This is a genomic window from Chengkuizengella axinellae (genome assembly GCF_030730905.1).
Classification (GTDB): domain Bacteria; phylum Bacillota; class Bacilli; order Paenibacillales; family KCTC-33759; genus Chengkuizengella; species Chengkuizengella axinellae.
This window is the reverse complement of record NZ_JAVAMP010000067.1, coordinates 1-309: the sequence shown is the minus strand read 5'-3', so window position 1 is coordinate 309 and position 309 is coordinate 1. Positions and strand designations below refer to the sequence as shown.

Below are 309 nucleotides of genomic sequence, written 5' to 3'. Positions count from 1 at the left end.
TTTATAATCATATTCATTATCGTCAACTTCTACACGTACAAGATAGTTATCGATGTCGATTGCAGTATCATTTACTTCTTCACTGTAAACTACATATAGGATAGAGTCATCATCTGCATCAAAGCTATACTCAACTCGGTTAAGACCATCAAATGTAGAATCTGCTACTTCGATCTCAGTTGAATAGTCTTCCATTTTGTTTTCGTATAAAGTGTCATCTTCTAAACCAGAGATCTCTAAAGTAATTGTGTTACCTTGTTGATCATCTTCTAATACTAATGTTACAGACTCTTTATTTCCTGCTGGAAC

At 33.7% G+C, this 309-nt stretch carries 1 protein-coding gene; it reads right to left on the bottom strand.

The genetic code is table 11. From position 1 onward, the window contains the following. The coding region (locus Q5Y73_RS24695) for a hypothetical protein (RefSeq protein WP_305994580.1) at positions 1-309 on the bottom strand (309 nt) is incomplete at both ends.